This is a genomic window from Streptomyces sp. NPDC002870, from assembly GCF_042888505.1.
Classification (GTDB): Bacteria; Actinomycetota; Actinomycetes; order Streptomycetales; family Streptomycetaceae; genus Streptomyces.
Map to the genome: position 1 here is coordinate 82,796 of NZ_JBIAPW010000030.1, position 17,420 is coordinate 100,215.

General features: G+C 68.0%; 15 protein-coding genes, 2 tRNA genes and 2 pseudogenes. 9 read left to right on the forward strand and 10 right to left on the reverse strand.

The annotated features are described in order from the left end of the window. Positions 1 to 103: 103 nt before the first annotated feature. Positions 104 to 793 carry a DUF461 domain-containing protein gene (locus ACFYWY_RS29190; RefSeq protein ID WP_389191360.1) on the reverse strand — a complete coding sequence of 230 codons (690 nt, stop codon included), beginning with the start codon at positions 791 to 793 and terminating at the stop codon, positions 104 to 106. Between the two features lie 578 nt (positions 794 to 1,371). Between ACFYWY_RS29190 and ACFYWY_RS29195 the strand changes: the two genes are divergently transcribed. The 6 genes from ACFYWY_RS29195 (at position 1,372) to ACFYWY_RS29220 (ending at position 7,793) form a co-directional block, all read left to right on the forward strand. Then, entirely contained in the window at positions 1,372 to 1,854 is a 483-nt protein-coding gene (locus ACFYWY_RS29195; RefSeq protein ID WP_003953493.1) for a CarD family transcriptional regulator, read from the forward strand. A 274-nt stretch (positions 1,855 to 2,128) separates the two neighbouring features. Next, entirely contained in the window at positions 2,129 to 2,875 is a 747-nt protein-coding gene (gene ispD / locus ACFYWY_RS29200) for a 2-C-methyl-D-erythritol 4-phosphate cytidylyltransferase (RefSeq protein ID WP_389191363.1), read from the forward strand. Further along, the gene (gene ispF, locus ACFYWY_RS29205; RefSeq protein WP_389191366.1) at positions 2,865 to 3,350 is read left to right on the forward strand and encodes a 2-C-methyl-D-erythritol 2,4-cyclodiphosphate synthase; all 486 of its coding nucleotides are present in this window, start codon (positions 2,865 to 2,867) and stop codon (positions 3,348 to 3,350) included. Before ispD ends, ispF begins: the two co-directional genes overlap by 11 nt. A gap of 148 nt (positions 3,351 to 3,498) precedes the next feature. After that, complete coding sequence (cysS, locus tag ACFYWY_RS29210) at positions 3,499 to 4,899, forward strand: cysteine--tRNA ligase (protein WP_389191369.1); 1,401 nt, start codon at positions 3,499 to 3,501, stop codon at positions 4,897 to 4,899. Between the two features lie 83 nt (positions 4,900 to 4,982). Next, positions 4,983 to 5,933 (forward strand): 23S rRNA (guanosine(2251)-2'-O)-methyltransferase RlmB, encoded by a 951-nt coding sequence (rlmB, locus tag ACFYWY_RS29215; protein WP_389191372.1) that lies wholly within the window; start codon positions 4,983 to 4,985, stop codon positions 5,931 to 5,933. A 141-nt stretch (positions 5,934 to 6,074) separates the two neighbouring features. Beyond that, complete coding sequence (locus ACFYWY_RS29220) at positions 6,075 to 7,793, forward strand: DoxX family protein (protein WP_389191375.1); 1,719 nt, start codon at positions 6,075 to 6,077, stop codon at positions 7,791 to 7,793. Between the two features lie 122 nt (positions 7,794 to 7,915). Here ACFYWY_RS29220 and ACFYWY_RS29225 read toward each other — a convergent pair whose 3' ends face one another. The 3 genes from ACFYWY_RS29225 to ACFYWY_RS29235 all read right to left on the reverse strand — a co-directional run bounded on the left by ACFYWY_RS29225 (position 7,916) and on the right by ACFYWY_RS29235 (position 10,450). Next, a complete protein-coding gene (locus ACFYWY_RS29225; protein ID WP_389191377.1) occupies positions 7,916 to 8,638 on the reverse strand; it encodes an NDP-sugar synthase in 723 nt (240 codons plus the stop codon). 49 nt (positions 8,639 to 8,687) lie between these two features. Next, the gene (locus ACFYWY_RS29230) at positions 8,688 to 9,110 is read right to left on the reverse strand and encodes a hypothetical protein (protein ID WP_389191380.1); all 423 of its coding nucleotides are present in this window, start codon (positions 9,108 to 9,110) and stop codon (positions 8,688 to 8,690) included. Positions 9,111 to 9,313: 203 nt separating this feature from the next. Beyond that, complete coding sequence (locus tag ACFYWY_RS29235) at positions 9,314 to 10,450, reverse strand: ABC transporter ATP-binding protein (protein ID WP_389191407.1); 1,137 nt, start codon at positions 10,448 to 10,450, stop codon at positions 9,314 to 9,316. 176 nt (positions 10,451 to 10,626) lie between these two features. Between ACFYWY_RS29235 and ACFYWY_RS29240 the strand changes: the two genes are divergently transcribed. Further along, positions 10,627 to 10,703: transfer RNA gene (locus ACFYWY_RS29240), tRNA-Thr, on the forward strand. Positions 10,704 to 10,778: 75 nt separating this feature from the next. Here ACFYWY_RS29240 and ACFYWY_RS29245 read toward each other — a convergent pair. Then, positions 10,779 to 10,919 (reverse strand): annotated as a pseudogene (locus ACFYWY_RS29245) (site-specific integrase); the annotation flags it as partial. Between the two features lie 258 nt (positions 10,920 to 11,177). Between ACFYWY_RS29245 and ACFYWY_RS29250 the strand changes: the two are divergent. Then, positions 11,178 to 11,657 carry an AAA family ATPase gene (locus ACFYWY_RS29250; RefSeq protein WP_389191410.1) on the forward strand — a complete coding sequence of 160 codons (480 nt, stop codon included), beginning with the start codon at positions 11,178 to 11,180 and terminating at the stop codon, positions 11,655 to 11,657. 368 nt (positions 11,658 to 12,025) lie between these two features. Here the strand turns inward: ACFYWY_RS29250 and ACFYWY_RS29255 are convergent, their stop codons facing one another. The 5 genes and pseudogenes from ACFYWY_RS29255 to ACFYWY_RS29275 all read right to left on the reverse strand — a co-directional run bounded on the left by ACFYWY_RS29255 (position 12,026) and on the right by ACFYWY_RS29275 (position 16,048). Beyond that, a complete protein-coding gene (locus tag ACFYWY_RS29255; RefSeq protein ID WP_389191383.1) occupies positions 12,026 to 12,286 on the reverse strand; it encodes a hypothetical protein in 261 nt (86 codons plus the stop codon). Positions 12,287 to 12,328: 42 nt separating this feature from the next. Continuing rightward, positions 12,329 to 14,119, reverse strand: coding sequence for a glycosyltransferase family 2 protein (locus ACFYWY_RS29260; RefSeq protein ID WP_389191385.1), 1,791 nt, complete (start codon positions 14,117 to 14,119; stop codon positions 12,329 to 12,331). 248 nt (positions 14,120 to 14,367) lie between these two features. Further along, positions 14,368 to 14,733 carry a hypothetical protein gene (locus tag ACFYWY_RS29265; protein ID WP_389191388.1) on the reverse strand — a complete coding sequence of 122 codons (366 nt, stop codon included), beginning with the start codon at positions 14,731 to 14,733 and terminating at the stop codon, positions 14,368 to 14,370. Positions 14,734 to 14,835: 102 nt separating this feature from the next. Then, positions 14,836 to 15,492, reverse strand: a pseudogene (locus tag ACFYWY_RS29270) (transposase); the annotation flags it as partial. A gap of 193 nt (positions 15,493 to 15,685) precedes the next feature. After that, a complete protein-coding gene (locus tag ACFYWY_RS29275; RefSeq protein ID WP_389191391.1) occupies positions 15,686 to 16,048 on the reverse strand; it encodes a hypothetical protein in 363 nt (120 codons plus the stop codon). 697 nt (positions 16,049 to 16,745) lie between these two features. On the opposite strand from ACFYWY_RS29275, the gene ACFYWY_RS29280 reads away from it, so the two are divergent. After that, positions 16,746 to 16,813, forward strand: a tRNA-OTHER gene (locus tag ACFYWY_RS29280). Positions 16,814 to 17,420: the final 607 nt, after the last annotated feature.

The window sequence follows — 17,420 nt, forward strand, 5'->3', positions numbered from 1 at the left end:
AGCGCCCGGTCGGAGTCCGGCAGCCCGGCGCACATGGCACATACGAGGGCGCCCCGCCAGGCTTCTGGCGGGGCGCCCTCGTATGCGTATGCGTACCGCTGCGTCAGTGGCCCGCGTCGTGGGACGCCGACGACGAGCCCGACGGCGTGCCCGGCTCGTCCGATTCGCCGTCGTCGGGCGTTCCCGCGTGGCCCGCAGGCGACTCGGACGCGGTGCCGGACGGCGTCGTGGACGGGGTGCCGGGGGCCTCGCCCTCCTGCGCCGGCGGCTTCGGCAGCGAGCTGGGGCCGTAGCTCGCAAAGTAGCTCGTCGCCGGGACCACGAACGCCTGCAGCTTCACGTCGCCCGTCTCGCTGAAGCGGAAGGCGACCTCCTGCACGCCGCCCGCGTTCTTCGCCACCTCCTGGCCCTTGTCGATCACCGCGGACGCGTTGCCCGCGCCGCCGATGATCACCGAGCCCTGCGCCGGCACAGTGATCGGGCCGGAGCCCTGCGCCGGGGACAGCTTCACCGCGGTGTTCGACCCCGGCAGCGTGATCGCGTCGAGCGTCTGCGGCTGGGAGCCGTTGTTGAAGACCGTCGTCGAGATGGCCGCGGGGCCTTCCGCGTCCGCCTTCGGCTGAGTGATCACCGTCGCGTTCTGGATCTCGATGGTGTCGACCGCCGTCGCGGCATTGTCCGGCTTGACCTTGAGGGTCTCCGCGTTGGTGCCCGCACCACAAGCGGCGAGCGAGGCGATCGAGAACACGATGGCAGAGGCGGCGAGGGCGCCGCGTCGAAGGCTGCGGCTCACGGCGCGGCATCTCCTTGGACGTACGGACTGGCTGGCTACGGGCTGGTGAACTGGCGTGTCAACCGGCCCGCAGATCGCTAAGCCTGTGTCAGTTCGCGCTTAGGTTACCGATCGCCCGTGACCACCCCGCACCCGACCCGCCCCTTCGCCGGCCCCGGCCGGTCCGCCGCCCCGCCCTCTTGCGGTTTCGTGCGCCGTTCACATAGCAGCGATGATCAATTCCCCGGGCCGCCGCACATTCCTTACCGAATACCTGACGGTGATCAATTCCGGATTCGACGTGGATCCGTCCGTACGGGTGACCGACCGCCGAACGGAGTACGGAAAGTTCACCACTGGGAACCACGCAAATCGGGACGTTCATCCCCCTGGAGGGGGGTCGTGCTCTCTGTATCGCGCGCGTTTCTGTCCGCCCGCAGAGCCGCTCCGACCTGCGAATACCCCCCTCCACAAGCCGTCCGCAGCACGTTCCTATTGCTGTTGTCAAGCCCCGAGATGTGCCCTGACCTGCGAAAACGCCATTCAGAACAAGCGGTTCTCGTGTTACTCTGGATAGCCACGGAAGGGGTACCTGTCACATGACGTTCAAGGTTGGCGACACCGTGGTCTATCCCCATCACGGGGCCGCGCTGATCGAGGCCATCGAAACTCGCCAGATCAAAGGCGTGGACAAGACCTACTTGGTGCTCAAGGTCGCCCAGGGCGACTTGACGGTACGCGTGCCGGCGGACAATGCGGAGTTCGTGGGCGTACGCGATGTGGTCGGTCAGGACGGGCTCGACCGGGTCTTCGAGGTGCTGCGCGCACCGTATGCAGAAGAGCCGACGAACTGGTCCCGTCGCTACAAGGCAAATCTCGAGAAGCTCGCCTCCGGCGATGTCATCAAGGTCGCCGAAGTGGTGCGTGACCTCTGGCGTCGTGAGCGTGAGCGTGGGCTCTCCGCAGGTGAGAAGCGGATGCTCGCCAAGGCGCGCCAGATCCTGGTGAGCGAGCTCGCCCTCGCGGAGAACACCAACGAAGACAAGGCCGAGGCTCTGCTCGACGAGGTCCTCGCGTCCTGACGCACGCAACGCATAAAAAATGCCGCGGTGCCCGCTGACATGCTGTGACTACCAGTCTTGTCGCCGGGCGCTGCGGCATGTCCATCTCCGCGTGTCCCTGCTTGTCCGCCGCCGCTGCTCACAGCAGGCACAACACCCCAACCCTTGTCTGTGGCGGGCCCGGGCGGCTGGCGCAGACCAGATTGTCACGGAAGGGTCCGGTCAAGCGCCGCGCCCGGCACGCTGTGGCCATACCCATGTCGGCCGAGGAAACAAACCTGCCGGAGTGCAACCGATGTCAGACGAATCGCGCCCGTACCGCACCGCAGCGGTGATCCCGGCGGCCGGCCGGGGAGTACGGCTCGGCCCGGGCGCCCCCAAAGCGCTCCGTACGCTGAACGGCACGCCCATGCTCATCCACGCGGTACGCGCCATGGCCGCGTCCCGGGCCGTCTCGCTCGTCGTCGTGGTGGCCCCGCCAGAGGGCGCACCCGAGGTCAAGAACCTCCTCGACGAGCACGCCCTGCCCCAGCGGACCGACTATCTGGTCGTGCCGGGCGGTGACACCCGCCAGGAGTCCGTACGCCTCGGACTCGACGCGCTCCCGGACAACATCGGCATCGTCCTCGTCCACGACGCCGCCCGCCCGCTGGTGCCCGTCGACACCGTGGACGCGGTCATCGAGACGGTGCGGGACGGGGCCCCGGCGGTGGTGCCCGCGCTGCCGCTCGCGGACACCGTCAAGGAGGTCGAGCCGGGCGAGAAGGACGCGCCCGAGCCGGTCGTCGCCACGCCCCCGCGGGCCCGGCTGCGCGCCGTACAGACCCCGCAGGGCTTCGACCGGGACACGCTCGTGCGCGCGCACGAGACGGTCGCGCTGAACGGCGAGGGCGCCACGGACGATGCGGGCATGGTCGAGCAGCTCGGCGCGCCCGTCGTGGTCGTGCCCGGCCACGAGGAGGCGTTCAAGGTGACCCGTCCCCTCGATCTCGTACTCGCCGAGGCGGTCCTCGCCCGGAGGAGGGCCAACGATGGCTTTTGAGGTGCCCCGGATCGGCATCGGAACCGACGTCCACGCCTTCGAGGCGGGGCGCGAACTGTGGTGCGCCGGACTGCTGTGGGAGGGCGAGGACGGGCTCGCCGGGCACTCCGACGGGGACGTCGCCGCCCATGCCGCGTGCGACGCGCTCTTCTCCGCGGCCGGCGTCGGCGACCTCGGCGCCCACTTCGGCACGGGCCGCCCCGAGTGGTCCGGCGCCTCCGGCATCACGCTGCTCGCAGAAGCGGCGCGGATCGTACGGGCCGAGGGCTTCGAGATCGGCAATGTCGCCGTCCAGGTCATCGGCGTACGCCCGAAGATCGGCAAGCGGCGTGACGAGGCCCAGAAGGCGCTGGGCGAGGCGGTCGGCGCGCCCGTCTCCGTGTCGGGCACCACCACGGACGGGCTCGGGCTGACCGGTCGCGCCGAGGGACTTGCCGCGATCGCCACGGCTCTGGTGTTCCGGACGGCCGACTGAACCTGGCGTGAAATAGCCGATACGGGGGACGAGTTGCGGACGGGGAAACCCGCGGCGGACTCGTATTCCGGTCGGACACAGTCACAAACTTGTCCCCGCGGCCCAGAAGGGGCGCGGGGCACTGGCATCGGGCCACTACCCTTGATGCGTGACCATTCGCCTGTACGACACCAGCGCCCGGCAGATCCGTGACTTCACCCCGCTTCTGCCGGGTTGTGTCTCGATCTACCTGTGCGGCGCTACGGTGCAGGCCGCCCCGCACATCGGACACGTCAGGTCTTACCTGAACTTCGACATCATGCGCCGCTGGTTCCAGTACCGCGGCTATGACGTGACGTTCTTGCGCAATGTGACCGACATCGACGACAAGATCATCAAGAAGTCGGCGGAGCAGAACCGCCCCTGGTGGGCGATCGGGTACGAGAACGAGCGCGCCTTCAACGAGGGCTACGACTCCCTCGGCTGCCTGCCGCCCACGTACGAACCACGCGCCACCGGCCACATCACCGAGATGGTCGAGATGATGCGGGGCCTCATCGAGCGCGGGCACGCCTACGAGGCCGACGGCAACGTCTACTTCGCCGTGCGCTCCTTCAAGGACTACCTGGCGCTGTCCAACCAGGATCTGGACAACCTGCTGCAGCCGGAGGGCGAGGGCGAGACCGGCAAGCGTGACCCCCGCGACTTCGCCATGTGGAAGGCCGCCAAGCCCGGTGAGCCCTCCTGGGAGACCCCGTGGGGCCGCGGCCGCCCCGGCTGGCACCTCGAGTGCTCGGCGATGGCGCACAAGTACCTGGGCGAGGCATTCGACATCCACGGCGGCGGGATCGACCTGATCTTCCCGCACCACGAGAACGAGATCGCTCAGGCCAAGGCCTTCGGTGACGAGTTCGCGAAGTACTGGGTGCACAACGCCTGGGTCACGATGAGCGGCGAGAAGATGTCGAAGTCCCTCGGCAACTCCGTGCTCGTTTCCGAGATGGTCAAGCGCTGGCGGCCCATCGTGCTGCGCTACTACCTCGGTACGCCGCACTACCGCTCGATGATCGAGTACAGCGAGGAGGCCCTGCGCGAGGCCGAATCCGCGTTCGCGCGGATCGAGGGCTTCGTGCAGCGCGTCGTCGAGAAGGCCGGGGGCCCGGTCGACGCCGCGTCCGAGGTGCCGCCCGCCTTCGCAGAGGCGATGGACGACGATCTCGGCGTCCCGCAGGCGCTCGCCATCATCCACACCACGGTCCGCCAGGGGAACTCCGCCCTGGCCGCCGACGACAAGGAAGCCGCCGCCGCCCGGCTCGCCGAGGTGCGGGCCATGCTCGGCGTCCTCGGTCTGGACCCGCTGGACGAGCACTGGGCGGGCGAGGCCGACCGCGGCGAAGACCTCCACGGCGTCATCGACACCCTGGTCCGGCTGGTGCTGCAGCAGCGCGAGGCTGCCCGCGCCCGTAAGGACTGGACGGCCGCCGACGCCATCCGCGACCAGCTGCAGCAGTCCGGCCTGGTCATCGAGGACGGTCCTGACGGGCCGCGCTGGACCCTCGGACCCCGCTGACCGGCGACAATGTGCCGCCCGGCCTCCCGGGCGGCACACTTTTCACATACGTACGCATTCGAAGATTCAGGAAACAGGTAGTCATGGCCGGGAACAGCCAGCGCAGGAACCGCCGCACGTCCAACAAGAAGGGCGCGAAGGTCGGCAGCGGTGGCCAGCGACGCCGTGGCCTCGAGGGCAAGGGCCCGACGCCGCCCGCTTCCGCCCGTAAGGGACACAAGAAGAACCGCATCGCCAACGCCCAGGCCAAGCAGGCCACGCGCCGCCCCGTCGCCCGGCGCGGCGGCAAGGGCACGTCCGAGATGGTCGTCGGCCGCAATCCCGTCTTCGAGGCGCTGCGCGACGGCGTGCCCGCATCCACGCTCTACGTACAGCAGTTCATCGACAACGACGAGCGGGTGCGCGAGGCGCTCCAGCTCGCCACCGGCCGCGGCAACATCCACATCATGGAGGCGCCGCGCCCCGAGCTCGACCGGATGACGAACGGGCTCAACCACCAGGGCCTGGTGCTCCAGGTCCCGCCGTACGAGTACGCGCACCCCGAGGACCTCGCGGCCGCGGCCTTCGACGACCACGAGGACCCGCTGATCGTCGCGCTCGACGGTGTGACCGACCCGCGCAACCTGGGCGCCGTCGTCCGGTCGGTGTCGGCGTTCGGCGGCCACGGCGTGGTCGTCCCCGAGCGCCGGGCGGCGGGCATGACGGCCGGCGCCTGGAAGTCCTCGGCCGGCACGGCGGCGCGCACCCCGGTCGCCCGCGCGACCAATCTGACGCGGGCCCTGGAGTCGTACCAGAAGGCGGGCCTCACGGTGGTCGGCCTCGCGGCGGACGGCGAGCACGAGGTGGGCGACCTCGAGGCGCTGGGCGGCCCGGTCGTGATCGTGGTCGGCAGCGAGGGCAAGGGCCTGTCGCGCCTGGTCGGCGAGACGTGCGACTACCTGGTCAAGATCCCCATGCCGGGTGGCGCGGAGTCCTTGAACGCGGGCGTCGCGGCGGGCGTCGTGCTGTACGAGGCGGCCAAGCGCCGGGTCTGAGAAAGGGCCCTTGGGAGGGCTTGACGGGTCTCGGACAGATTGGGCCAGTCAGGGCAGTGTCCTAAAGACAAGTCACTCGGTTAGATGAGTGTGGACACCAGAACGCCCCGGCCCGGGTTTGATGATCAGCCTGCGCTGAGCATGGTCAAGGTGGACTGCGATCCCGCGCAGGTCATCGTGAACCACGCCAGCTTCCGGGTGCAGCTCGCCCAGAGACCGCGCCCCGCACGTACCCTGGCGGACACCGCACGGATCCCCGTCGTCGGCGGTGCCGGGACCGGGATGCGGCGGCGGGCGCCCGTTGTGTGGAGCGGCAAGTCGGCGCCCGGTGACGTCGGGGCGACCGGCCTGCTGCAGGCCGTGCGCAATTCCACCGCCGAGCACGACCCCTTCGACACCGGCGCCACGCAGGTCATCCCGCGATTCGACCTGCCCGGCGACACCGTGCAGACGCCCGCCGTCGGCGGCATGTACGACTCGCCGGGCTCTCCCCGCGACCGGGACAGGCCGCTGCTGCCGCCGATGCGGAAGGCGGTCGGTGCGTACGACTCGTACCACACCTACGGCCAGGAGCCGTACGAGAACGAGGAGTTCGGCAGGACCGGCAGCTTCCAGCGGACGGACTGCTTCGAGCGGCCGGACAGTCTGGATCGGACCGGCAGCCTAGATCGGACCAGCAGCCTGGATCGGACTGGCAGCCTGGATCGGACCGGCAGCTTCGGGCGCGCCGGCAGCCCGGAGCGGACCAGCAGCGAGCCGCACTCGCATCGGCGCGGCGCCACGGGAACATCAGCGGCCGACGCGGCAGGCGTCCGCCACGCGTACTACCCCGGGCGGCGAATGAACCTCGGAGTGGTGGTGCTGCCGCTGCGGGTGTTCCTCGGCTTCATCTCCATCTACGCCGGGATGGGCAAGCTCTGCGACCCCGTCTACTTCGACGGCGGCGAGCGCGGCTCGATGGTGAAGTGGCTGAACTCCCTGCACCCGTGGGCGCTCGCCGAGCCGCTGCGTGACTTCGCGCTGTCCCACCCGGTGGGCGCCGGCCTCAGCGTCGCCTTCCTCCAGGTCGTCGTCGGCGTGCTCACCGTGCTCGGGCTCTGGCAGCGGGTGGCCGCGTTCATCGGCGCGCTGCTGTCGGCGGCGCTGATCCTCACGGTGAGCTGGAAGACTGTACCGGCCTACGACGCGCCCGACATCATCTATCTCGCCGCCTGGTCCCCGCTGATCATCGCGGGCGCCCCGGTCTACTCGATCGACGGGCGGCTCGCGGGCGAGGCCTGGCGCAAGCTCGGGCCGCGTTCGGAGCTGTGGGACCTGCGACGGCGTGTGCTGCGGCGCGGCAGCGTCGTCGCCGCCGTCGTGGTCGGCCTCACGTTGCTGATCGGCTCGATGCTCGGCGGGGCGGTGCGCTCCACGGACATGGTGACCGTTCCGGGGCCGGACCAGGACCCGACCAACCACCTTCCGGGGTCCCCGCTGCCGCAGGAGCCCAGCGGCGCACGCAGTTCCTCGGGCACCAGCGGCGACGATCGCAGTCCGTCGCCGTCCGCGACCCGTTCCGACAGCCCGAGGGACGAGGAGCCCACGCCCTCAGAGGACACGGTCCGTGAGACCGGCCAGGTCGGCGGCCAGCCCAGTCAGACGCAGGGCACGGGCCAGCAGCCGCCCGGACAGTCGCAGCCGGTCCAGCCGCCGTCCAGCAGCTCCGGCCCCTCGTCCAGCGGCGGCACGGGCAGCGGTGGCGGCTCGAGCAGCGGCGGTGGCTCGGGCGGTGGCTCGGGCGGCGGCGAGGGCGGTTCCGGCGGGGGAGGCGACGGCGGCTCGGGCGGCGGCCGGGTGATCGGCGGTCTACTCGGCTGAGGCTGCATCGGCGGCCTGCTCGGCTGAGGCTGCTGAGTCTGCGTACCCAACGGGAAGGGGCGGCCACCGCGGTGTGCGGTGGCCGCCCCTTCGGCGTGATCCCCATGAGCCGGGGGATGCCGTCAACGTGCTTGCGCGGCAAGCTCCTTGGCGGCCTCGGTGAGGTCCTTCGCGGTGTCGATCGCGCGCCAGTACGCGCCGTTCGGCAGCGGGAATCCGGCCAGCCGGCGCTCGCGGGCGAGACCGGGGAAGGTGGTGCGCTCATGGTCGCCCCGGTCGGGCAGCAGCGCGGTGAAGGCCGAGGAGAAGACGTACACACCCGCGTTGATGAGATACGGCGACGGCGGGGACTCGATGAAGTCCGTGATGTGGCCGAAGGCATCCGTCTCGACGGCTCCCCAGGGGATCCTGGGGCGCGCGAGGGCGAGAGTGGCTACGGCGTCCCGCTCGGTGTGGAAGGCGGCCATGTCGCGCAGCGAGAAGCGGGTCCAGATGTCGCCGTTGGTGGCGTACCAGGGCTGGTCCGGGTGCGGGAGGCTGGCGGCGGCGTACTTGAGGCCGCCGCCGCGGCCGAGCGGCTCGGTCTCGACGACGGTGGTGACCCGCAGCGGCAGGTCGGCGGTCTCCAGCCACTCCTGGAGGACTTCGGCGAGATGGCCGCAGGAGACGACGGCGTCGGTCACGCCCGCGGCGGCCAGCCAGGCAAGCTGATGGCCGATGATCGGGGTCCCGGTGCCCGGGATCTCGACCATCGGCTTGGGGCGGTCGTCGGTGTACGGGCGCAGCCGCGAGCCCTGGCCGCCCGCCAGGACCACGGCCTGCGTCGGATACGTAGGCGTATGCATGCCGTGAACGATAAGCGGAACGGGCCGGGACCTGCAGGGCAGTCCCCCGTCAGCTGCCCTGGGTCTGCTGGGAGACGCCGGAGGCGAAGGAGGTGTCGCAGACGGGGCGGGAGAAGGTCTGGGCGTGGGTGGGGCCGTACCGGTCGACGGCGGCGCGGCCGAGCGCGCGGGCGATCGCCATGCAGTGCCTGGCGAGCGAGGGACGCTCCTCGACCGCGCGCTGCAGGTGGGTGAGGGCGGTGCCCGCGTCCTTCTGCTGAAGTTCGGTGAGGAGCTGGTCGCGCAGAACGTCCTGCGGGGCGCGGGACTTGGCGCGTACGGAGACGTTCTCCGATGAGGCGGTGAGCATCTGCGACTCGGTGCTCCGGCCTGCCCACGGGACGCTGGTGACCGCGAGGGTTCCGGAGAGCACCAGGACGACGGGCAGAACGAGGGCGAGAGTGCGGCCGATTCGGCGGGCTGAGTGGGTCACGCGAGCGAGCGTAGCGGTCAGTGATGATTTGGCGACATTTAGTCACTCGGCCGGGGGATGGTTCGACAATGCTTTTCGAATCGGGTGTTGACGTACGGGATCGAAATGACCGTGAATGGACCGATGTGCCGGGGTATTTGTCGACATACGGAAAACGGCCCCGCACCGAAGTGCGGGGCCGTCCTGCGGAATTGACGGCGGGATCAGTCGCTCAGGCGCTCGCCCGTCGAGGTCGCGAAGACGTGGATCTCGCCCGGCCGCGGCACGACGTGCAGCTCGGCGCCCTTGTCCGGGACGGAGCGGCCGCCGACGCGGACGACGAGGTCCTTGTGCTCGCCGTCGACCTGGGCGGAGCCGTACACATAGCCGTCGGCGCCGAGCTCCTCGACGACGTTCACCGAGACGGCGAGGCCGGCCGGGGCGTCCTCGGTGTCCTTGGTGAGGGACGCGGCGGCGGAGCCGCCCAGCTCGACCACGTCGAAGTGCTCGGGGCGGACGCCGACCGTGACGGTGGTGTCGCCCCTGTCGGCGGCGGCGGCCAGGGCCTCGCGGGAGACCGGGACGACGCTGTTGCCGAACTTCACGCCGCCGTCGGTGATCGGGACCTCGACGAGGTTCATGGCCGGGGAGCCGATGAAGCCGGCGACGAAGAGGTTGGCCGGACGGTCGTACATGTTGCGCGGCGAGTCGACCTGCTGGAGCAGACCGTCCTTGAGGACGGCCACCCGGTCGCCCATGGTCATGGCCTCGACCTGGTCGTGGGTGACGTACACCGTGGTGATGCCGAGACGGCGCTGCAGGCTCGCGATCTGCGTACGGGTGGAGACGCGGAGCTTGGCGTCGAGGTTCGACAGCGGCTCGTCCATGAGGAAGACCTGCGGCTCACGGACGATGGCGCGGCCCATGGCGACACGCTGGCGCTGACCGCCGGAGAGCGCCTTGGGCTTGCGGTCGAGGTAGTCGCTGAGGTCGAGGATCTTCGCGGCCTCTTCGACTTTCTTGCGGATCTCGCTCTTGTTCACGCCGGCGATCTTGAGGGCGAAGCCCATGTTGTCGGCGACGGACATGTGCGGGTAGAGCGCGTAGTTCTGGAACACCATGGCGATGTCCCGGTCCTTGGGCGGCAGGTGAGTGACGTCGCGGTCGCCGATGCGGATGGTTCCGGCGTTGACGTCCTCAAGACCGGCGAGCATGCGCAGGGAGGTGGACTTGCCGCAGCCGGAGGGGCCGACGAGGACGAGGAATTCGCCGTCCTCGGTCTCGATCTCGAGCTGGTCTACGGCGGGCTTTTCGGAGCCGGGGTAGATGCGTGTCGCCTTGTCGAAGGTGACAGTGGCCATGGTGATCTTCTCCTTCACCGGCAGGAACGTGCCGGACGATCCGAGTAAGGGAGTGGTGTAGTCCACCGGTGTGGACCTGCCGTGACGCTACCTGGCGGTTCCCGGTCTGTCAGTAGGTGGGGGGCGACGAAATTTTCGACCGGAGCGGCGCGGGGGTTGGTTACACTGCTACGGCTGCCTCCTTAGCTCAGCTGGCCAGAGCACCGCTCTTGTAAAGCGGGGGTCGTCGGTTCGAACCCGACAGGAGGCTCCAGATCAGAGGCCGGCCGCCTACCGCATCGGTAGGCGGGCGGCCTCTTTGACGGCACCAGTTGACGGCAGTCCCTTGTCAGGTGACCGGTAGGCGGCGCTTCAAGAGCCGGTCCATGTGGCTGATCGCCTCGCGCTTTGTGTCCTGCACCACATGTGTGTAGACGTCCATGGTCAAGCTGATCTGACTGTGCCCGAGGATCTCCATCACGACGCGGGGTTCCCTTCACAGAGGAACGGCCCGAACAGCGCCCCCGGAGTGACAGCTCCGGGGGCGCGCGCCGTTGAAGTCGGAATGTCCGGCTCCCCTCAGCGCTGCTCGTACGAGACGAGCAGCGGAGGCAACCGGCCGCAGCAGATGAGCTGCGGAAAGGTGTGGATGCGCTGTGCCGCACGCGGGGACAGAACCCGCGCACGCCGCCCTCTTGCTTGCAGAGGTGCGAGACCGATGTCACCACTCCCGCCGTTTTGCGTCCTGATGGCCGGGCTCCCTGGCTCCGGCAAGACCACGCTTTCCCGCGCTCTCACTACTCGCGGGTTCGTACGCCTGTGCCCGGATGAAGAGATGTATCGACGCCATGGTGTGTACGGAGTCGACTTTCCCCGGGGCATCTTCCCGACCCTTGAACGGCCGGTCCTCGAAGACGTGGCGGTTGAGCTCAGGAAGCAGCTTGAGGCGGGGCACGATGTAGTCGTTGACCACGGCTTTTGGACCCCAGAGGACCGGGGCCGATGGATGGGCATTGCCACCGACGCCGGCGCAACCCCTGTCCTCGTCTACCTCGCAGCCAGCCACGAGGAACTTTGGGCGCGGATCAGCGAGCGCAACGAGTTCCACGCGAACGATCCCAACTCGATCTACTTCTCCGAGAGCGACCTACAGCGGTACCGCGGTCGCTTTGTTCCCCAGAGGCAGACGAACCGCACCTCACCTACGACGGCGACCCCACAACCGTGATCGTGGCTCTAGAAGCGTCTCGCTCCTGACGCGCTCAAGAACTAACGCGCAGGTCAGCGCGGGGCTGGCCGCTCCGTCTCAGTTTCCGTCTCATTCACCCCCGTACAGCGCCGTCCACAGCGGTTCACGCGGTGGGCAGGAGTACGGGAATGAACGGGGCTGAACGGCCCTGGATCACGCCCTGACAGCTCATGGCTTTCGCGTTTGTGCAGATCAGATGCCATATCGGTGGCTTCAGCGGGACGGTCTTGAAAACCACAGCCCCTTGCCTGCCTTCTTCAGGCAGAGGGCTGTGTCATACCACGACGCTGTCGGGCGCTCACGGAGCAATTCCCGGGTCCGGAGGCGGCGTTACGCGAGTCCTGCTGTTAGCGCGGACGGCGACCCGGCCCAGCCTTCGCTGTGGGCCACACCGCCGCGATGCCGTGATGCTCCAAGAGCCGGGTGTAGACCTCGCCGACTGACTCAGAGAACAGCGCCAGCTTGCGAGGCTGAGCTTCTGGCGGATACAGACAGAAGGCGTAGGCAGCCAGCTGCCCCAGGGCTTCGCGCACCGCCCCGGTGGCGTTGCCACGCCTGATGAACTTGGCTTCAACGAGCCAGTGCGTGCTGTCCTTAATGACCGACATGATCGGAGCGGCGGAGTCCGGGGCAGTCCGCTATGGCGCCGGTCAGACTCTCCACACGTGGACGCCGGCGCGCTCCGTTCCGCGCTCGTCCAGGAGCCGGTCCACGGTGGTCTGCAGCTCCTGCTTGTGTGGCTGCGGTGGGAGTACGACTGCGTCGGCCCGCCAGTAGGCGAGATCCTTGCGGGCCTGGCGTCGCTGTTCGGGTCCGATGTCCGGGATGCGGCCGGTGTCGGAGACGGTGAGCAGGAGCTTCGCGGTGGGGCGCAGGATCGGTCCGTACCAGCCGTTGCCGTCCTTATCGATGGGACCGACGAAGTAGCCGCCGGGAATGGCGAAGCCCATGTTGGCGCGCATCTGCCATTGCATCGTTCCTGCGCGGACATTGTCCGGTACGGGCACGGGGACCAGTGTGCGGCCGGGGTGTACGTAGGACTTCCAGAGTCCGGAGGTGATGAAGGCCGGCGGCGCGTCCCGTTCGTGGGTGGGGTAGGGAGTTGGTGCGATCGGCATCAGGGCGCACGCCAGGGCCAGGGCCCCGGCGTCGCATACCCGTTGATTCGGGTGTGCGGCGAGCCTCTCGACGGCCAGTGCGAGCAACATGGCGATGCCGACCACGCAGATGAGGGCGAGTCGCCCCTCGACGATCGACCGGAACAGCGGGAGGTAATCGACCAGTGACCACGGGCCCCGGGCGCCCAGGGACAGCACGGCGGCAGCGATCGTCATGCCGGCGAACACCTTGACCATGGGACGGTCCAGCAGCCAGATCACGATCCCGCAGACGATCACCAGCAGCGGCCAGCCGAGGAAGGAGTTCTGCTCGGTGACGCTGTTCCCGGCCAGGGCGAGGGCCGCCTTCGCATCTCCGGCGAGTGACTGTCCGGGGAAGGCGAGAAACGCTCCCGGCTCGTTTGCCGCATCGTGCTTCAGTCGGTAGCTCTGGGACCCGAAGAACTGATGGGCCAGGGGATAGGCCAGCAGCGTCACGGCGACACCTCCCGCGACAGCCGTGCCGCGGGTGAGCGGGCCGGCGAACCGGCTGGCCTGTGCACCATGGACGGCCGCATAGCCGAGCGCGAACAGCGCGATGCCGATGGCCGCGATGAAGAGTAGTTCTTCGCCGATGAAGACCTGGTAGGTGATGAACAGTCCGAGAACGGCACCGTCGCGCGGCAGACTCTGGCTGTGCCGCAGTCGCAGCAGCCGGTCGATGATCACTGGGATCATGAACTGCACGGTGAGGTTGGGGTGGGCGGTGGCGTGCGAGACCATCGCGGGTGCGAAGGCGCAGAAGCCGCCGGCGAGTAGCGCGCCGGTGCGTGAGGTGGTCACGTATTTCGCGGCCAGCCAGTACCAGGAGAATGCCGTGGCCGCGAGGCCACCCGTCATCAGCAGCGTCCACGTCACGCCCGCACCGGCGAGGAGGGTGAGGGGGGCGAGCGGGAGAGCCAGGCCGAGCATGGCGGTATTCGCCATGAGGTTGACGCCCTCCGGGGCGTTCAGCAGCCCGGTGGACAGCGGATTGGTCAGGTGCACCAGGTCGTGTGCGGCTTTGGTGAAGAGCCACTCGAAGAGCGTCTGGTCGTTGGCGCTGAGGGTGAGATAGCTCCTTGTCGGGTTGGACCACAGGCCGTGGTAGAGGTAGAAGGAGATCAGCGCATAGAGCACGGCGGGACTCACGGACGCGAATCCAAAACGATGCGGCCCCGCTCCATCCGGGGCGCGGTCTTGGTCGGGTGCATCGATCGAGTCGGTGGCCGGCTGCGGCTGCTTGGTGACACTCGGGGTGTTCATGATGCTCCGGGAGCTGGAGTAGTGCGGCTGGACTGCCATCACCGGAACGCTTATAGCAGCCGCTATTCTCCAGCCGTGTGCGTAACACGCGTACTCGACCTCGCACCACGAAGTCGGATAGGCGCCGATCCGACCTCTCACTTCAGAAGACGAGCTGATCGCACGCCAACTGCGCACAATTCTTCTTCGGCGGTCAGATTAGCTCACGATTGACGATCCGCGAGAGAGATTCTCACTCCATCCAGGAAGAACCAGAACTTCTTAGTGCCGCTCTCAGGAATCCACCTTCACCGATCTCCCTTTTTACCAACGAAATACATGTGCCAGCTACCCCCTCTACCTTTCGGAATGCCGCTGTCACCTTCCACAACATAAGGCAGCGTCAGCCGTCCCTTTGGTGCAGGGAACGTGACATGCGCCCAGTAGAACTTCGGGTGGAAATTCTCCTTCCCTCGGAAGCATGCCCTTAGCTCCATGAAATCGCACCCAAACTCGGTGACTACTCGATACTGAGGAGTAGGAGTGCCTGGAGGTGATTCGAAGTTTTCCCAGAGTTGGATGTTTGACCATGGGATCAGCAGCTCTTCCGCAACTGCAGTCCAGTGTGTGACCTTTTCCAGGCCGTTGTGCGGGTTGCTGCTGGCGCTGGCCACGTGCTCCTTGATGCACAGCGACGTCCCACCGACATGGCGGACGATGTGACCGGGCGAGTAACGGTTGCCAGCTGCCCACACCCCGCGCACCAGCTTCTTTATCTACCAGGATCTACCGGGTCTGCCGATGGCCTTGAGGGTCTCGGGGCGTTTGACGGTTTTGCCGACGTCGTAGCGGGTGGCGGGTCGCCGGTTCTTTGAGCCGAGGGGGCGTCCGGGACCGGTTCCGGACGGTTGGGGAACACGGGCCGGGCAGAGCAGGTGGGCGCGGAAGTTTCTGAACCCCCGGCGGACCCGGGCGCGGGTGAGGTGTTCGGGCTTGGTCGGCTTCTCGCAGGGCCGGCGGAGATCGGTGGCCAGCGGCCGGGCGAGGCGGAGCTGGGTGTGGGCGACGACCAGGAGCCAGGTCCAGCGGTCCGCCGCCTCGGGAGTACGGATCTTCGGTGTGGTCCAGCCGAGCGTCTGCTTTCCGAACCGGAAGGTGTGCTCCAGATCGAATCTCCTGAGGAACACCTGCCACCACAGGTCCACGTCCGCCGGGACGGCGCCGGTTTTCGAGGACCACAACCACACCGGCGGGGCCTCCCGGTCTTTCGACAGGTGTTCGACCTTGAGGCGGACCAGAGTGCCCTCGACGATGGGGAGTTCGCCGTCGTGCTCCAGCCAGGCCGAGCGGTGGGTCAGCCGCGGGTGGACCCGGTCCCACGCCTGGGCTTCGGCCTTGCCGTAGTTCACGGTGTCGGTGGCCGTGGTGATCTCCGGTCCGACCCGTATGGCTACGTCCACCTGCGGGGGCGTCTCGGGCAGGAGAATCGGGGCCTTGTGGGCCATGCGTGGGCCGAGTGAGGCTTCCTCCCTTGGTGTTGCTGATTTCGCCGCAGGTCAGGCCTACTTTGGCGCGCAAGTCAGGACGGTCTTGAAAACCGTTCCGCTCTATTCAACGCCTCTCTATTCAACGCCTCCTATCGGCTGGCAAGACGTCCAGTCCCCCAACATCATCCAAGGCCGACCGTGCTGCCGCAGCGAACTCGCCTATGCGCTCAGAGAGCCGAGCCACTTCAACGGCATGGCGTTCCAGAAAGCCGACGTTACGGTCTGGGGCGTCCGCCGGGGAGTCACGTAATACGAGGAGGGTCGTCTGCATGGACTTGAGCGTTGTATAGACGCTTCGAGCGGCCTGCTCCACTGACTCCGGCCCTTCAACAGCCAGATTGGCCCAAGCAGCCTGCGCCAAGGCCAGTTGGTCTTGGGCTTGCTGGAGTTTGCGATCGGCTTCCTTCGTGTCCCGCTCGCCGACGAACGCACGTCCGGCCATCTTCAGAGCGTTCCGCGACTCACTGGCTGGAGCGAGGAAGGCGCTGTATGCATCACGGCGCACCTGTCTACGCCAATGAGCATGCTCGGCTCTGGCCTGTGCTTGCACCTGTTGGCGTGTTGACCAACCAGTGATCGCCGAGGCGAGGACGGTGCCTGCCACTCCAACCGTTGCCCCGAGTAATGCTGCTACTCCCTGATCCACAAGAGATGTGTCTACCGCACACGTCGGCGGCTGACCATGCGGCCACATGCGAGCAGTGACCTCAGCGACTGCTACGGCGTCGCCCGGACGCTGCTGCACCTCATCGAGACGGGCCCGAACCCGGTAGTGACCACCAAGCCCGCACCCGATGCCAACGAGTGGCACCACAGGCTTGGACGGGGGCCGTGAACGCTGGCCTCGTCCAGGAGGACGCGGCGAGTTAGCAGCGCGAGGTGTCTCGGGCTTGGCCCACCGTACGGACGGGAGCTGGGAGAAGATCTTCTCCCGCGGCCCGTCGGTATCGCGAGTTTGCGCTGCGTCGGCCGACCGCAGCTACCGGCGTACTCGTTGACTCGCCTTGTTTGCCGAGCGGGGAGAGTGGCGTGCTGGGCTCTGCGGCGACGGCAGTAGTTGACGGCAACGCCGACACACAGGTGCAGTCACGGGCACTCTCCTGCGTCCCTGTTGGATCGCTCTGCAGGCTCGAAGTACAGGTGTTGTGGTCAGCCGCTCGAACTTGTAAAGCGGGGGTCGTCGGTTCGAACCCGACAGGAGGCTCCAGCGAGAAGACCCCCAGCCGATCAAGGCTGGGGGTCTTTGACATCCAGATCTGACATCAACGGCTCTGATCACTCACGGCGCGGGCGGCGATTGAGCAGCCGGTCCATTTGACGCATCGAGCGTCTGCTTTCCCGGCCTCCTGAACTGCGGTAGCAGTCTGATCAGAGATCAGGGAGTGCCGCACGGAGTGCGGCGGCGCCGGCCGGACGCCGCCGCGCTTGCCCCTCCATGTCTACGCCACCGGGGCCGCACGTCGTCGCCCGCCCGCGCCCACACGCCGGCAATGTCATTCCGGGACCGTGAAGCGGCCGGTATGACCGTCGCTGACCGATTCGGCTACGGATCAGATGTTCCCCGTGCCACAACCGTGCCAGATCAGGCGGGGAGTCACGGGGAACTGCGGCGGCCGGCAGGAAGCGCGGCCAGCTTCCGCCGAAGACGCCGACCCGCAGATCAGGGCCCAACTCGCCCCTCCTCGCTCCTTAAAGCGGGTGTCGTGGGTTCGAATCCTGCTAGTACTCCAGTTGCGTTTCTCCATTTGTCCTGGTCAGCGTGCCTGTTTCGAGTCTAGTGGGCTGACGCTGCATCAGGGCGGTGGTGGTTCGTG